The organism is Phocaeicola intestinalis, assembly GCF_014837065.1.
Classification (GTDB): domain Bacteria; phylum Bacteroidota; class Bacteroidia; order Bacteroidales; family Bacteroidaceae; genus Phocaeicola; species Phocaeicola intestinalis.
The window spans coordinates 34,110-48,635 of record NZ_JACSPP010000010.1; the positions used below are offsets into that span (position 1 = coordinate 34,110).

Consider the following 14,526-nt stretch of genomic DNA (forward strand, 5'->3'; position numbering starts at 1 on the left):
TGTACGACTTGACTCCGCAATAAAATCCGGCACAAGCAACTATTTGCTACAAACAGACAAAAAGCCCACAAAATCCGACATTTATCGGCAAAATACTTCTAAACTCATGCAATCTTATCTGTTTTTTTATTTACCTTTGTTCTTCATAACAAGTTTTTAAACATAAGGTGTATGAGCAAAGTAGTAATTAATTCGTACGAAGAATTTGAGAGATTGTTAGGCCAGCAAATCGGCGTGTCCGATTGGCTGGAAGTGACGCAAGAGCGTATCAACCAGTTTGCCGACGCTACGCTGGATCATCAATGGATTCATGTGGACGTGGAACGTGCGAAAACGGAAAGCCCTTTCAAGAGCACCATTGTACACGGTTATCTGACCCTTTCCCTGCTTCCGTATTTCTGGAATCAGATTATCGAAGTGAACAACCTGAAGATGATGGTAAACTATGGGATGGACAAGATGCGTTTCGGCCAGGCTGTATTGTCGGGGCAACGCATCCGCATGACGGCTGAACTCCATTCGCTGGTCAACTTGCGCGGCACGGCAAAGGCCGAAATTAAGTTCTTCATCGAAATCGAGGGACAGAAGAAGAAAGCCTTGGAAGGCATCGCCACGTTCTTGTATTATTTCTGTTGAATATTTAAGGAGTTAGAAGGAGTTAGAGGAGTTAAGGAGTTAGAAGAAGTTAAGCCAATACCTTCACGAGTGCTTCCACCAACAAAACTAATTGAATATCCGCAAACATCCCATGTAGGGGCGTATGGCATACGCCCTGAAGACATCCACGTGGATTAGTTGACGTATTCGGGCGTATGCGATACGCCCCTACAAAGCAATTGGGTGAAATGCGGATATTCAAAAAACTATTGGCTTCTAACTCCTTAACTCCTTCTAACTCCTTAACTCCCTCCTTAAAACCTCATCGAAGTATAAATCCCGACACATCCGTCGCCTGCTACGGGATTGATTGTCAGCTGATGCTTTTGGGCAAACGGGCGGGTGAAGATGTACGAGCATCCGGCGCCGATGGCTGCTCCGGCAAGTACGTCCCATCCGTCATGCTTCTTGCCGTATATCCGGCTCCAGCCCACGTAGGTGGACAGCACGTATGCCGGAAGCCCCCATTCCCAGCCGTACCGCCTTTGGATGAATGCCGCCGAGGCAAACGAGGTGGCGGTGTGCATCGAGGGGAATGAGTGGCGGTCGCTATGGTCGGGGCGGTCTTTCTTGACGCTATATTTCAGGGCATACGTGATGCCTGCCGTGGCGAGGGCGGAAAATGCCCCTTGCTTCAATCCCTGCCAGTCTTGCCGGACCAATACGGCGGTCAGTCCCGCAACGGGAAGCAATACCGCTCCGATGTCTCCCGAAGTGCGTACCGCCTTGCGCGAGCCTGTCACTTCCAGTTCTTGGGCGGACACGGGCAACGCCAGCATGAGCAAGGCGAGCAGTGTCAAAAGGTTCTTTTTCATTTGTCGGTTTATAGTTTGGGGATAAATATCAAAAGCCCGATTGCCGCGGAAGCGATGGCGAGAATCAATACGGCTCCGGCGGCCAGGTCTTTGGTCCGCCTGATGGCTTCATCGTATGCTGGAGATACCCTGTCGGCAAGCGCCTCGATGGAGGAATTGAGGGCTTCGGCGGCAAATACCATGCCGATGCACAGGACGATGGCGACCCATTCCATGCGCGATAATCCGGCAAGAAAGCCTGCCGCCAGCACGCATGCGGTGATGGCACAATGTATCCACGCATTGTGTTCGTAGCGGACGAGCAGGTATATCCCGCGGAATGCATAGCGGAAACTCTTCATCCGCTTGCGGAAGGTAAAGCCGTCGTTTTTCATATCCTTACGCACACCTCTACCGGGCAATGGTCGGAACCGAATATTTCGGTATGGATGGCTGCGCTCTCCAGCTTGCCGGCAAGGCGTGCCGAAGCGAGGAAATAATCAATGCGCCACCCCGCATTCTTCTCGCGTGCCCGGAAGCGGTACGACCACCACGAGTAAATGCCTTCCTGTTCGGGATAGAAATAGCGGAACGTATCGATGAATCCCGCGTCCAGCAGGGTCTGGAACTTCTCGCGTTCCTGGTCGGTGAAGCCTGCGTTCATGCGGTTGGTCTTCGGATTCTTCAGGTCTATCTCCTTGTGCGCCACGTTCAGGTCGCCGCATACCAGCACGGGCTTCTTTGCGTCAAGTTCCAAGAGGTACCGGCGGAAGGCATCCTCCCACGTCATCCGGTAGTCCAGGCGCTTCAGTCCGTCCTGCGAGTTGGGGGTATAGACCGTTACTAAATAGAAGTTCTCCATTTCCAAGGTGATGACACGTCCTTCACGGTCGTGTTCGTCGATGCCCATGCCGTAGCTTACGTTCAGAGGCTGGTGCCGGGTAAAGATGGCGGTGCCCGAATAGCCTTTCTTCTCGGCATAGTTCCAATACGAGGTATAGCCGTCGAAAGCCAGGTCGAGCTGCCCTGCCTGCATTTTGGTCTCCTGCAGGCAGAAGAAATCGGCATTTAGCCGGGTGAATGCGTCGCGGAAGCCTTTGTCGCAGCACGCCCGCAGTCCGTTTACGTTCCAAGAGATGAGTTTCATATATTTTTGTTTTTTACTAGTTGACCAGGTATCAGGTACTAGTTGACCAGGTTCTGAATAGTTTTACTAATGGTATCTAAAATCTAGTTGCCTAGTACCTAGTCAACTAGCCCCTAATACCTGATTCCCTTATTTCTTTAAGTCAAACAGATAAGTCAGCCGGGCACCGATGTACGAATGTGCCGAGCGCGAAAACGGGTCCTTCTTTGAATTGTTGTAAAAATCCGACAAGCCGAAGTAATAACGGGCTTCCAGCACAAAATGACCGATACCCGTACGTACCTCCATGCCGCCCCCGCCTACAATGCCATAATCGAACTTCCGGTCTGCCATCTTGCCGTATTGCTCGTTGGGAGTGCGTCCCGAAGGGTCCCAAGGGTCGCTCATCGTTTCTTTTTCCCCTATCAGGTATCCCACTTGCGGTCCCAGGTTGAGCACGAAACGCACGCCGTTCCCCTTGTCCTTACCGAAAGCCAGGTGGGCGAGCAGGGGGATTTCGATGTAGCTCATCGAGCGGTGATATGTATCGCCTGTCCCATCTTCTATCACTTCCTTCCATCCGCGTTGCGAGAAATTCACTTCTCCCTGTATACCGCATATCATCTTGAAATATTTTTCGCCGATATAACGCACGGTCAGTCCAAATGCCGGCCCTACCTGTTTGCCTTGCTTGAAACTGGGCGTGATACTGATAGAGCTGAAATTGACGCCGCCGTTTACGCCTATGGAGAGGTTGCTCCGCTGGTCTTGCAGTTGCGCCTGGGCGGGAGATGCCCCCAGCAGGCATAGTCCGGTAATGATAAGTATGTAAAGTCTTTTCATCATAAGTAGATGTTGAGAATTAGTTTATTTTAATATCCGCATTCCACCCAATTGCCCCTACATGGGATGTTTGCGGATATTCAAATAGTTTATATAATGTGTCAGCTCAGAAACGCAAATTAACGCAGATTTTCGCGAATTCTTTTGATTTACTATTTTTCGATTTACGAAGTACGATTTAATGCTCAAATAGTAAATTGTCAAATCGTAAATTAAAGTAATCTGCGTTAATCCGCGAAAATCTGTGTTTCTGATAATATCATTTCATTTTGCATACTTACTTATTCAAAATCAAGTTTGACCAGTTCGTAATTTTGCGAGAAATGTACGAAGAATATCTTGCGGTTGATGAATCCGCCCCAGTTATTGACCCGCTCAAACTTGAATCCGGTCTGTATCGGTACCACCTTCATACGGTCCAGATTGTCTTCCAATTTGTTGCCATACTGCGAAAGCCCTTTCAGGAAATAATAACCGATGTCAAACCCCAGCATGCCGTATTTGGGATAGATATTCGCCATATCCTTGCTATACCAGTGCCGGTAGGCATGTGTGAAGTCCACGGCGGCTGGAAACAGGTTGTTGGTATAAAACGACGAATAAAAATACGTGTCCAGTTCGTAAAAGTTGGCAAGGAAATCCTGCGTGTAGGTCTGCCATTCAGGATAACCGAAGAGGTGCATGTCGAAATGCGGGTGTTCCTTGCGCACCAGCGTAAGATGAGGAACCAGTTTTGTCAACGCTGTACTGCGTGCCGAAAGCGGTACGAAAATGTTCTGTTGCAGCGTGTCCATCGCACTGATAACCCGGGCAGGGTCAATTTCCCCCTCCAGGCGTATCTGGGTAAAACGCACACCGTTATCCTTCAGTTCCGCCTTCATTCCCTTAATGAAATCGGCTTTTTCAGGGTCGGGCGTACCATCATCAAGGAACACCACATTACTCCGCCCGAACTTACGGAGAAAATGTTCGTATACCTCCGAGTACAGATACGATTGTGGCGTATTCACCTGGTAAAGCAAAGGATTGTTGAACACCTGGTCTACCTTAGGAGCAAACGGCACCACCAACCGGATATTGTTCTGCCGGGCAAAATCCGTCAAGGGAGCAATCGAAGCGGCATTTACCGGCCCCACAATCAAATCCATCTCTTTCATCCGGCTGTCTGCCAGAATTTTTTCGGCACCTGCCTTAGTCTCCTTGGTATCGTAGGCATAGATATCCATCGACACTCCCTGACGTTTCAGGCTGTCTGCCGCCATCAGAAAACCTTCGTAAAACTCCACAATACGTGTCTGTGGCCCGCGCTGTGCACCGTTCTCTTTCGAAAAAGGGAGCACCAGTGCCACTTTAATCGTATGAATGGGTTTCTTTTCAGCAGCATTTTGCCTGAACAGTTCCTCGTTGGTAGGCTCGGCAGCAGCCTGTTTTGCCGCCTCTATCACCTCTGCCATAGCCTGGCGTTCCGCCTCTGGATAAGGGATAAAAAGAAAGGTTCCCCGTTTCAGCTTACCTTTCTTCAGCTCAGGGTTCGCCGCCAGCAATTCTTCTTCACTGATGCCATACTGGCGGCAGATGCTGAATATGGTTTCACGGCGTTGCACCTTGTGCATTGTCTTCCATTCGTCTTTCGCCTGTTCCGAACCCTGTTTTGCAAGAGTAGAAGAAGGTTGTGCCTCTGTCTTTCCATCAGGAGCCGGAACCACGATAACCTGCCCCACACGGAAATTGCTGGCACTCAGACCAGGATTTGCAGCACAAATGGCTTGCGCAGTCACCCCATATTTCACAGTCAGCTGATACAGGGTTTCCCCACGCTGAATGGTATGATACTGCGGTCCCTGCTTGGCAGCAGATGCTTGCGGGATTTTCAACGTTTCGCCCATGCGGATTTTTTGGTCGCTCCCGGGATTCAGACGCACGATATCACTTACCGGCACATTGTACATCCGTGAAATAGAATATAAGCTTTGCCCCTGTGCCACGGTATGCAGGAAAAATCCCGCATCGCCCGCGGTCTGTGCGTTCAGTACGGGATTACCTATCCACAACGCAGCCGCTACGCAAAGAATATGAATGAATTTCATCTTTTTGTCTCTTGAATTGTTTGAACGGGCAAAAATACGCATTTTTATCGGTAGGCTAATGGATATTCCCAAGAATTTGCTCTCCGTGTAAGATTTTTTGGGAAATAAAAAGTTCACCACAGGATACAGGGTACCACACAGGAAAATATAATTGAATATCCGCATTTTCCCAACAAGGAGTTAAAAGGATTTATTTCAGGGAGTTAAAAGGAGTTAGAAGCCAATACATTAGTTCATGGAAGCCATAGCAAGACTATTGGCTTTTAACTCCTGCCGAAGGTATAACTCCTTTTAACTTCCTCTTATACTATGGGCATTTTGCGGAATTCATAAAAATTTAAAAGGCTCTGTGTCCTCTGTGGTGAAAAATGATAAACTTATTTCACTAATTCGTATTCCAGGCAAGCCATGATGAAAGGGCCGATGGCTTTGCCTTCATTGTTCACGATGGTTACGTCTTTACCGCACAGGTAATAGTCGGGTGTACCGTCGCGCGAGGGATCTTTTGCCGGACCCAATCCTGCCGAACGGCAACTTTGGTTCAGGTTGATGGTGCCGTTTTCGTTGGTGGTGACAAAGGTTTTCAGCAATCCTTGGTATGCCTTTTCGGTTACGTCCTTATAGCTTTCGGGCAGGATGCCGAGGCGGATGCCTTTCAGATAAGCGTAGGTAAACATGCTCGAAGCCGAGGACTCCAGGTAATTGGCGATGCCGCATCGGCTTACGAACGAGTCGTCGTATTGCAGCAATTGGTACCATACGCCGCTCTCCCGGTCTTGCCAGTGTGCCAGTCCCTTGGCTACGGTATTTACGATGGTCTTCAGCTCATTGTAGTCGGGGTGCGACTGGGGCATCACTTCCAGTACGTCGACCAGTGCGGCGAAATACCAGCCCATGCCCCGTCCCCAGAACTCTTTGGAGCAGCCTTTGTGAGGTTCGGCTTTGTTTGCCCAGAACGAGTTGGCGTCTTCGGGATTGGCAGACCATGCGTGATAATACAATTGCTTGCCGGCATCGTAGGTATGGCGGGCGATGGTCTTGAACTGGTGCGCAATGTCGGTCCATGCCTTTGTATTGTTGGGGTCGAAGTTGGCTTGCCATTCGGCATAGAAGGCGGCTCCCATATAGAGGCCGTCCAGCCACATCTGTCCCGGATAGATATCTTTGTGGAAGAAACAACCTTTGGCATCGCCTGTCTGGATACGCGAATAGTCGTTCACCAGGTAATTGCGTAGCCAGTCGGCAGCCTTTTTGTAGCGGTCGGCATTGTGCGTGCCGTTCTGCTCGTCCAAGGCTTTTTCGTGGCGGTAAAGGGCGAAGAGCACCTTGCCCGAATTGATGTTGTCGATGTTCCCTTTCTTGAAGTTCTTGAAGGTGCCGTCGGGATTGATGGCGTTGTCAGCATATTCTTTAGCCCATTGGTAATAGTCGGCAGTCCAGTCGGCATACCGATATTGCTCGCAAAGGTTCAGGAGCGACTTTGCTACCAGCCCGTTCACGTAGTCCCACGATTTGCCGTGTGTCCATTGTTTGCCTTGCGATTCCGCCATGCGTTGCGAATAGCGCGTTTGCGCATGAGTGGAAAGGGTGCAGCAGGCGGCAAGAAGCAGGCATACGGCGCATACGAATGTTTTCATGCTCGATAGTTTTTTAGGGTTAGGTTTTATTTCTTTTACGGTTAACGAAAAAAGGCCGGCTGAACATTCAGCCGACCTTCATGCTTTGAGGTTCCTGGCGGATTCGAACCGCCGTGCACGGTTTTGCAGACCGCTGACTAAGCCACTCATCCAAGGAACCATTGGTTGTTACACTTGTGTTTCTCAAATGCGTTGCAAAGGTATGACTATTTTTTGAATCTGCAATACTTTCCACCGAAATTTTTCATTTTTCTTCATGTTTTCCATCAGTTTTCCATCTGTCTTTTCAAGAAATGCTCTTTATTGTACTCATGTGCATCGTTAAACGGCGAACTCACTTGTGTTCATCAAAAGGCATGTTTGAATCGTTGTCTTTTTGAAATACGAAGCCAGCGCAATCTGTTTCTTCTGTGGAGAGCGTGCAGATTGCGCTTGGGCATTATCGCATCAAAAAGGTATGCCGTTTAAAACCGGTATCCGATATTCAGTTGGAAATTAGAGTTCCGCAATCCTAACAGGTCGTGCACCTGTTTGATGCCTACCATGTAATTGAAACTGACGGTGTAATGTTCGGCTATGATTGCTTTCAGTCCGGCAGTTCCTCCATATTCCCAGTGGCGGAAAGGAGTGAGAAGAGCATGTGCATTGTTCGGGCTTCCTTCGATGGGGTACGAATATCCTTTCATCGGATTCCATTGGTGTGTTTCCGTGCGTGCACCTTCTCCATCGGGCTGTACAATTTCCAGCGAAGAATTTCCTGCGCTGAAGCCGTATGCTGCATAAAGGCCGATAGACGGCATCAGGCAGAAACGCTCGGTAATGTGGAAGTTATAACCTATCTTGAGGGGCAGGATCAGGTTGTTTATTTTAGTGTCTGTCTTAGGAAAATGTGTCACCATGTAAGGCGAGAATTTCATGGTGCTCCGGTTCTGTAAAAGTGTCAGTCCGGATGAAAGTGTCCAATGTTTTTTGAACTCATAGTCGACGGTTGCCCCTACTTGGAACCCGGCTTTCATTCCTCCTGTTTGTTCTGCCGTATGCTTTTGACTTGCCAGATAGTGTGACAGGTTTGCTCCGGCTTCTACGCCAAACTTTACTTGTTGGGCTGCTATTGGCAGGATATTTAGAAGAGACAGTATGAGTATAATGGATAATTTTACGTTCATAATGATGTAATGGTTGTTTTGAATGGATTGTTATGTATGTTCTTCACTATTCTTCACTATTAAAGTGTATTGTTGTTTGTTTTTGGTTTCTTTTCTTTCTATCTTCGCACTCACCTCCTTTCTTTTTAGGTGGTTGGGGCAGGCACTTCCGGTTTCTTTTAGCGGGGAAAAGGAAGCGGTCTGCCTTTATTTCATTAGAAAATTGTGATTAGTTGGTCTGATTTAATAGAACTAGTAATAATCAAGGTGTATTCTTCTCCGTCTTGCAATGCATCTAACGGTATGACCATATAGGCAGAGTTCTCTTGAAGAATTTCTTTCGTAAGAATAGAAACGCCTTGTGAATTTCGAATTTCAAGATACACCGTTCTATCCGGCTGACTGTTAGTCAAGATGAGGAGACCGTTTGTCACTTCTCCGGATATAGGTATTTTAGAAAGGCTGCGTTTTATGCTATGCGTATGCCATCTCCCATTTAGTCTTGTAGATTTATTGTCTTTTCTATGATATCCATAGGCAGGAAGTATACAACAAATCAACAACCCCGCGATCAATAGTTTTGTTTTTCTCATAGTTTTCTCGTTTTTGATTTGCTGCAAAATTAGACATAACAAGTAAAACCAACAAGAAACTTACCTTGATTTCATATAGACATAATGATTTTCTTGGTTGTTGAAAATCAGTTGATTATAAACATTCCTATGCGTTTAATCTGTACATTGCTTTTCAATACTCCCAAATCCAAGTATCGAAGCTCCTTTTTTCGTCAGAAAGTTTGAGTTGAGTGTAGATTTTCTTTTTCAGTCGAGATTTGGATGTGGAGACGGATGCGGGTGAAATGGCCAAGAGTGTAGCAATCTCGCTAACGGAGAAATGCAGCTTTATCAGGCAGCAAAGCAACACTTCGTATTCGCTTAATGAAGGTATAGATGTAAGCAGACGTTGCCTGAAGCCGGTGTAGATGGTATCGGCAAGTTGGCATATTTGGTTTCTGTCCGCATTGCTTAAACAAATAGGGTGCTGATGCAAAGCTGTGAGATAGGGATGTGTTTCAATCAGAAGAGCAGACAATTGGTCTTTCTCTAGCTGGAGTTGATTGAATGCTTCGGTAATAGTGGTTGCTCCATTAGTGGATTTATAGGAGGTGATTTCAGTTTGCAGGTGTGCATTCTTTTGTTGTAAAGTTTGGTTCTCTTCGCGCAGAAAAGCAAGGGTTTCGCGTTGCTCTTCCAATTGCTCTGCAACTTCCTTATTTTCAGCAATTCGTTTTTCCAATTCTGCAATGTAGATATTATTTCGTGCCATAAGCCGTTGGTTTTTGTTTAGTTGTGCTGTTAGGCGGTTTAAATCTTCTTTCTTTCGGTATAGCATTGTCTTTCGGTATATGTAGAAGTAGGTGATGACCCCAATCAAACAAAGCACAGCAATAATGCTCAACAAAAACCATCGTGCAGTTTGAAACTCTAATTGCTGATTGCGGTGAGCAAGTTTTTGGTGTTCGTATTTCTCTTTATAGGCTATGATGGTTTCACTTTTGTCTAACGCATAAATGGAATCTTGATAGAATAATAAGGAATCGCAAAAGTCTGTCATATATTGCCGATAAGTAGGCTGCTGGCTCAGAGACAATAAAGCTTCATACACTCCTGCAAGTGTATATACATTGGAAGTATGTAAGGCTTTCTTTAAATAATAATAAGCCGAATCGTATTCTTCCAGACAAAGGAAAGTTTCCCCTATTCCATAATAATCTGGAGCAATATTGTTTTTTATTGCTCGTTTTTCTAAATCCAGTGCTTTCTCGTAATTTCCCAAAGCAAAATAGACATCAGCCAATTCGCTTTCTAAGGAGTTGAAAGTTTCATGGATGCTGTCTCGTATCTGAATGGCTTGGTTATAAGACTGGATAGCACGTTCATACTCTCCTCTTACGCTATATGTTCTTCCAAAATCTTGTAAAGTTGTCATTTCATACCGTTTGCAGGAGTCTTTCACGGCATAATCGTAGGCTTCTTGAAAGGCTTCCAAGGCATAGTCGGTCAGGTTGCGGTACACATACAGGTTGCCTAAGGAGGACATGACCAGATAGCCTAACTTATAGTCGTTGGTCTTTTCTATATTTGCTTTAGCCTCTAAAAAGTAATTCATGGCTTTCGTGATATTCTTCAGTTCATAGTTGACATTGCCCATATAAAGTGCCGACATGGCTTTCCTTCGAGCGTTATCAGTATGTCGGTAATAGTCATAAGCAATGCGGATGAGGGAATCGGACTGGAAAGGCAGGCACAATTTGAATTGGGCTTGCGTTGTCAGCAGGCACCACAAGGCATGTTGTTTTTTATTTCGTGCGGAAGGAATAGGCATCGTTTTCAAGATATGCAGGGCACTGTCCGGATTATTAAACATTAGTGCTTCTGCCTGTATAAGTTCAGGCAAAGGGGAAACGTCTTGTTTCTTGCATCCGAAAAGCAAGAACAAGCCGATAAAGTAAAATATGGTGTACGCTATGCCTTTTGTTTTCATGCTTTTTGGGTTTCATGACAAAATTAAGCAAAATCCGTTGAAATATGTATGTCGTTTCAGTTAAAAAAAAGTATCTGCTTCTGCGCCTCTGCGTTCGTTAGTTGAAGCGCAGATTGACGCAGATTTCGCAGATTACTTTTCAATTTATGTCTGTTGTTCGCATCTATTTGTTTCTGCTTGCTCAGAAAGGAACGTACACGGAGAGCATGAGGTCGGACAGATGCCCTTTGCGTCCGTTTGCCGCTCCTTTGTTGAAATGCTTCAGCACGTCGAGGCATCCGTATTGGTAGGAGAGGGCAAGCTCGCAATGCTTTCCTGCGCGGTAGCCTATCTTTGCCAGTACGGGCAGGTCGAATACGGCTTGCGGGCGTACATAGAGGGTAGGCGCTATGCCCAGTCCGAAGAAGAACTTCTCGGTGATGCGGTAGTTCCAACTGGCTGCTAGGGAAATGGGCATGACGAACTCGCTGAACTCATCTCCTTCATTGCCGGTGTAAGTACCGTCTTGCTTAGAAAGGAACGGCACGTACTTTTGTGTGCTCATACCTTGGAATCCGATGGTGAGGTCGAGGTCGAAGAAGTGTTTCCGCTGGGGCAGGAAGCGTAAGCGGTATCCTATCATCCCGTTTCCTTTCAGGTTATGGTCGTAGCGTAATTCGTTGGTAGGCGGAATAAGTTGCTTGCTGTCCTGCATGGGGAATCCGATACCTCCGCCGACTAACACTCCGTGTTCCACCTTCTGCGCGAAGGCGGAGGTGGAAAAGATTACTAACAATAAAAAGAATAACTTTTTCATAACTTTGGCTTCTTTAATTGGTTTCATCTGTATGACGGAAAGAAACCGGAAGCTCCCTATTGGCGGATAGTGAATATTCGTTAATCGGGCAATGTTTTCAAGGTTTCTTGTGTTTCCCTTTCTGGCATCCGGCACATCCGCATCCGCACCCGCAATCGGTTTGTCCCGGTTTCTTCTTCTTGAAGAACTTCAGGAAGTGCCGCCCTGCGTAAATGACGCAGAGCAGCACGATGATATAAACAAGGATAGTTTGTGTGTCCATGAGTTTTATTTTTAGGAACTAGGCACTAGTTGACCAGGTACTAGGTCTTTAATAGCATGTATTTATCTAATTAAAACCGATGTCAACTAGTCAATTAAATAAATAATTTCCCTATCTGATGCACCGCAAACGCCACTATCCAGGCAAGTACGGTGGTATAGCAAGCCGCAAAAGCTGCCCACTTCCAGCTTCCCGACTCGTTCTTGATAGCCGCTATGGTGGCGATGCAGGGGAAGTATATCAGTACGAAGAGCATATAGCCGTATGCCACTAAGGGCGTGATGGGGATGCGTTCGGAGAGATTGACATTCTCGATGTCTTCTTCGTTGGTGTAGAGTACGCCCAGCGTACTGACCACCAGCTCTTTGGCTCCTACGCCCGACAAGATGCCGATGCCCATCTTCCAGTCGAATCCTAACGGTTCGATAACGGGCTCGATGGCTTTTCCTATCTGGCCGATGTAGGAGTTCTCCTGCTGTTCGGCGGTAGTTTCATACCGGTCGTGGTTGGGATAATATCCGAGGAACCAGATGATGATGGACGCTATCATGATGATTCCTCCCATCTTCTTGAGGTATTGCGCGCCTTTTTCCCAGGTGTGGCGTGCCACCGATTTTGCCGTAGGCATACGGTAGGGTGGAAGTTCCATGACGAAAGGAGCATCTTCGCCTTTTACGATGAACTTGCTGAAGATGCGTGCCATGAGCACGGCGAGCAGGATGCCGGCTACGTAGAGCGAGAGCAATATCAGGCTGGCGTGGCTGGGGAAGAAGGCTCCTATCAATACCAGATAGATGGGCAGGCGGGCGCTGCACGACATCAGCGGGTTGATGAGCATGGTGACCAGGCGTGCCTTGCGGCTTTCGATGATGCGCGAAGCCATGATAGCCGGTACATTGCATCCGAAGCCCATGATGAGGGGGATGAACGACTTGCCGTGCAATCCCATTTTGTGCATGATTTTATCCATGATGAATGCCGCGCGTGCCATGTAACCCGTATCTTCCATGAACGAGATGAAGATGTAGAGCAGCAGGATGTTGGGCAAGAATACGATGACGCCTCCCACACCTCCGATGATGCCATCGATGACCAAATCCTTGAGCGGGCCTGCGGGCATGTAATGTTCGGCCAGTGAACCGATTTGTGCTACCAGCCATTCAATCCACTCCTGCGGGTAGGCACCAAGGATGAAGGTGCACTCGAACATGATGTAAAGGAAAAGGAAGAAGATGGGGAAGCCCCATATCTTGTGGGTCACGATGCTGTCTACCACACGGGTGAATGCTTCGGTGTTCTGGTTCTTCTCCACGAAAGTTTCTTTCAGTGCGCCCGAGATAAAGCCGTATTTGGCATCGGTGATGGCTTGTTCGCTGTCTTCGTTCATCGCCCGGCGGATGCGTTCGGCTTCCCTGTCGCGTATCTGGATGACTTCTGCGCCGTTGGGAAGGGTAGAGATGACGTGCTGCTCGATATCCTTGTCGTTTTCCAGCAGCTTGATGGCCAGGAAGCGGGTGGAGTATTTGTAACGGATGTTCTCGTTCTTGCAGATTTCTTTCTTTACGGCATCGATACTGCGCTCCAGTTCCGGCCCGTGGTTGATGTGGATGTGGCGGATATAGCTTTTCGAGTCAAACTCTTGTACTTCTTCTTCCTTGCTTCCGAACTTGTGGTCGGGCGCGTACTGGTCGTGCCATTGGCGTAGTTCGCGCAGGGCTTCATTCTTGATCTCATCTTTTTGCCCCATGAAGTCGGCACCTTCGTATAGCCCGATGATGACGTGGAAAAGTGTGTCGATACCTTTTCCTGTGCGGCTTACGGTGGGCACCATAGGTACGCCTAACAGTTGCCCCAGTGTTTTATGGTCGAGGGTATTTCCGCTATGCTCCAGTGCGTCGTACATGTTGAGTGCCACCACCATGCGCACATTCATGTCGATGAGTTGGGTGGTGAGATAGAGGTTGCGCTCCAAGTTGCCTGCATCCACTACGTTGATAATGACGTCGGGTGTCTCATCGATGATGTGCTTACGCACGTAAAGTTCTTCGGGACTGTATGCCGAGAGCGAATAGGTGCCCGGCAGGTCGACCAGCCGGAAGTGATAGCCTTGGAAATCGAAATGCCCTTCTTTGGCATCTACCGTTACTCCGCTATAGTTGCCTACATGTTCGTGCGCTCCCGAAGCGATGTTGAAAAGTGAAGTCTTGCCGCAGTTGGGGTTCCCCACCAGTGCCACGTTGATGGTGCGCCGTTTGCCCTGTGCTATTTCCTTCAGCTTTTCTTCGGATACGGGAATGTCTTCTTCGATGGGGTTGAGCACCCGGTCTTCGTGCATGGAGGCGCGTGCTTCTTCTTCGCTCATCACTTCAATCATCTCTGCCTCTTGCCGGCGGAGTGAAATCTCGTATCCCATGATTTTGTATTTGATAGGGTCTTTCAGCGGTGCGTTCAGCAGTACTTCCACCGTCTTTCCCTTGATGAAGCCCATCTCGATGATGCGCCGGCGGAATCCTCCGTGCCCCATTACCTTGATGATGACTCCTTTTTCTCCAGTTTTAAGTTCTGATAGTCTCATAGTTGCCGTTTATTTTGCGGCAAAGATATAGGATAGATTTTTGCTATGCAAGTTATTTAG

General features: G+C 47.6%; 13 protein-coding genes and 1 tRNA gene. 1 reads left to right on the forward strand and 13 read right to left on the reverse strand.

All coding sequences use genetic code 11. The features are described 5' to 3' along the window. The first annotated feature begins 171 nt into the window (after nucleotides 1-171). The gene (locus H9625_RS05065) at nucleotides 172-636 is read left to right on the forward strand and encodes a MaoC family dehydratase (RefSeq protein WP_013618596.1); all 465 of its coding nucleotides are present in this window, start codon (nucleotides 172-174) and stop codon (nucleotides 634-636) included. Between the two features lie 275 nt (nucleotides 637-911). On the opposite strand, the gene H9625_RS05070 is transcribed toward H9625_RS05065, so the two are convergent. The 13 genes from H9625_RS05070 to feoB all read right to left on the reverse strand — a co-directional run bounded on the left by H9625_RS05070 (nucleotide 912) and on the right by feoB (nucleotide 14,466). Then, complete coding sequence (locus H9625_RS05070; RefSeq protein WP_191763272.1) at nucleotides 912-1,472, reverse strand: phosphatase PAP2 family protein; 561 nt, start codon at nucleotides 1,470-1,472, stop codon at nucleotides 912-914. 8 nt (nucleotides 1,473-1,480) lie between these two features. Next, nucleotides 1,481-1,846 (reverse strand): diacylglycerol kinase family protein, encoded by a 366-nt coding sequence (locus tag H9625_RS05075; protein ID WP_191763274.1) that lies wholly within the window; start codon nucleotides 1,844-1,846, stop codon nucleotides 1,481-1,483. Continuing rightward, the gene (locus H9625_RS05080; protein WP_013618606.1) at nucleotides 1,843-2,598 is read right to left on the reverse strand and encodes an exodeoxyribonuclease III; all 756 of its coding nucleotides are present in this window, start codon (nucleotides 2,596-2,598) and stop codon (nucleotides 1,843-1,845) included. Before H9625_RS05080 ends, H9625_RS05075 begins: the two co-directional genes overlap by 4 nt. 129 nt (nucleotides 2,599-2,727) lie before the next feature. Further along, nucleotides 2,728-3,423, reverse strand: coding sequence for a porin family protein (locus H9625_RS05085; protein ID WP_022039503.1), 696 nt, complete (start codon nucleotides 3,421-3,423; stop codon nucleotides 2,728-2,730). Nucleotides 3,424-3,701: 278 nt separating this feature from the next. Next, on the reverse strand, nucleotides 3,702-5,507 hold the full coding sequence (locus H9625_RS05090) for an amino acid ABC transporter substrate-binding protein (RefSeq protein ID WP_191763275.1): 1,806 nt from the start codon (nucleotides 5,505-5,507) through the stop codon (nucleotides 3,702-3,704). 377 nt (nucleotides 5,508-5,884) lie between these two features. Next, nucleotides 5,885-7,144: a glycoside hydrolase family 88/105 protein gene (locus tag H9625_RS05095; RefSeq protein ID WP_191763277.1), complete on the reverse strand. Its 1,260-nt coding sequence runs from the start codon at nucleotides 7,142-7,144 to the stop codon at nucleotides 5,885-5,887. A gap of 88 nt (nucleotides 7,145-7,232) precedes the next feature. Next, a tRNA-Cys gene (locus H9625_RS05100) sits at nucleotides 7,233-7,304 on the reverse strand. Nucleotides 7,305-7,608: 304 nt separating this feature from the next. Continuing rightward, the gene (locus tag H9625_RS05105) at nucleotides 7,609-8,310 is read right to left on the reverse strand and encodes an outer membrane beta-barrel protein (RefSeq protein WP_191763279.1); all 702 of its coding nucleotides are present in this window, start codon (nucleotides 8,308-8,310) and stop codon (nucleotides 7,609-7,611) included. A 194-nt stretch (nucleotides 8,311-8,504) separates the two neighbouring features. Further along, entirely contained in the window at nucleotides 8,505-8,882 is a 378-nt protein-coding gene (locus H9625_RS05110; protein WP_087211264.1) for a DUF3244 domain-containing protein, read from the reverse strand. 154 nt (nucleotides 8,883-9,036) lie between these two features. Continuing rightward, nucleotides 9,037-10,833, reverse strand: coding sequence for a tetratricopeptide repeat protein (locus tag H9625_RS05115; protein WP_191763281.1), 1,797 nt, complete (start codon nucleotides 10,831-10,833; stop codon nucleotides 9,037-9,039). 181 nt (nucleotides 10,834-11,014) lie between these two features. Beyond that, a complete protein-coding gene (locus H9625_RS05120; protein ID WP_191763283.1) occupies nucleotides 11,015-11,629 on the reverse strand; it encodes a hypothetical protein in 615 nt (204 codons plus the stop codon). A gap of 97 nt (nucleotides 11,630-11,726) precedes the next feature. Continuing rightward, nucleotides 11,727-11,891 carry a FeoB-associated Cys-rich membrane protein gene (locus tag H9625_RS05125; protein WP_022039495.1) on the reverse strand — a complete coding sequence of 55 codons (165 nt, stop codon included), beginning with the start codon at nucleotides 11,889-11,891 and terminating at the stop codon, nucleotides 11,727-11,729. A 94-nt stretch (nucleotides 11,892-11,985) separates the two neighbouring features. Continuing rightward, nucleotides 11,986-14,466: a ferrous iron transport protein B gene (gene feoB, locus H9625_RS05130; protein WP_191763285.1), complete on the reverse strand. Its 2,481-nt coding sequence runs from the start codon at nucleotides 14,464-14,466 to the stop codon at nucleotides 11,986-11,988. Between the last annotated feature and the right edge of the window lie 60 nt (nucleotides 14,467-14,526).

Coding starts and splice junctions, on each gene's coding strand:
- H9625_RS05075 (WP_191763274.1), bottom strand. CDS start 1,846: ATGAAAAACGACGGCTTTACCTTCCGCAAGCGGATGAAGAGTTTCCGC.
- H9625_RS05090 (WP_191763275.1), bottom strand. CDS start 5,507: ATGAAATTCATTCATATTCTTTGCGTAGCGGCTGCGTTGTGGATAGGT.
- H9625_RS05110 (WP_087211264.1), bottom strand. CDS start 8,882: ATGAGAAAAACAAAACTATTGATCGCGGGGTTGTTGATTTGTTGTATA.
- H9625_RS05105 (WP_191763279.1), bottom strand. CDS start 8,310: ATGAACGTAAAATTATCCATTATACTCATACTGTCTCTTCTAAATATC.
- H9625_RS05115 (WP_191763281.1), bottom strand. CDS start 10,833: ATGAAAACAAAAGGCATAGCGTACACCATATTTTACTTTATCGGCTTG.
- H9625_RS05065 (WP_013618596.1), top strand. CDS start 172: ATGAGCAAAGTAGTAATTAATTCGTACGAAGAATTTGAGAGATTGTTA.
- feoB (WP_191763285.1), bottom strand. CDS start 14,466: ATGAGACTATCAGAACTTAAAACTGGAGAAAAAGGAGTCATCATCAAG.
- H9625_RS05120 (WP_191763283.1), bottom strand. CDS start 11,629: ATGAAAAAGTTATTCTTTTTATTGTTAGTAATCTTTTCCACCTCCGCC.
- H9625_RS05070 (WP_191763272.1), bottom strand. CDS start 1,472: ATGAAAAAGAACCTTTTGACACTGCTCGCCTTGCTCATGCTGGCGTTG.
- H9625_RS05085 (WP_022039503.1), bottom strand. CDS start 3,423: ATGATGAAAAGACTTTACATACTTATCATTACCGGACTATGCCTGCTG.
- H9625_RS05095 (WP_191763277.1), bottom strand. CDS start 7,144: ATGAAAACATTCGTATGCGCCGTATGCCTGCTTCTTGCCGCCTGCTGC.
- H9625_RS05080 (WP_013618606.1), bottom strand. CDS start 2,598: ATGAAACTCATCTCTTGGAACGTAAACGGACTGCGGGCGTGCTGCGAC.
- H9625_RS05125 (WP_022039495.1), bottom strand. CDS start 11,891: ATGGACACACAAACTATCCTTGTTTATATCATCGTGCTGCTCTGCGTC.